At 62.5% G+C, this 589-nt stretch carries 1 protein-coding gene; it reads right to left on the bottom strand.

Annotated features, from left to right (window positions below; genetic code table 11):
• Positions 1 to 30: 30 nt before the first annotated feature.
• A partial coding sequence (locus AC1DVR_RS23965) for a GntR family transcriptional regulator (RefSeq protein ID WP_478003118.1) occupies positions 31 to 589 on the bottom strand: 559 nt, incomplete at its 5' end.

The following is a 589-nucleotide window of genomic DNA, read 5'->3' on the forward strand; positions in this document are numbered from 1 at the left end:
CCCCGAGCGAGACGATACGGCCGGGCGGGGTCAGAGATCGGGAAGACATGAATCCTCGTTGACGAAATAGGTTTGATTGTCCTCGCGAATCCGCTCGATCTGCTTCTTGATCCGGCTGAGGTGCAGTTGCATGCGTTGCATGGCCACCGGGGCGTCGCGCATCTCGATCGCATCCAGAATTGCCGCATGGTCGCCAAAGGCATCCTGAGAAGCGAAGGCCAGCGACAAGAAGCGCACCCGGTCCATGTGCGATTTGTTTTCGCGGATGATCTCCCAGGCAAAGCCGCATCCGGCGCGTTCGCACAGTTCGCGGTGAAACTGGTCGTCCAGCGCGTGAAACGCCAGCGGGTCCTGCGCTTGCATGACGGCGCGCTGCTGGTCCAGCAGATCTCGCAGCGCCGCATGGTCGGCGGCCGTCAACCGATCACAGGCGACCCGCACGGTTTGCGCCTCGATCGAGGCGCGGATGAACCGCGCCTGCATCACCGCGTTGGAGGAAATCTGCGAAACGGTGGTGGCGCGTTGCGGACGGATCAGGATGAAACCCAGTTTCGACAGCCGGTAAAACGCATCGCGCACAGGCTGGCGC

The sequence above is a fragment of the Rhodobacter sp. P2_H5 genome (assembly GCF_056403335.1).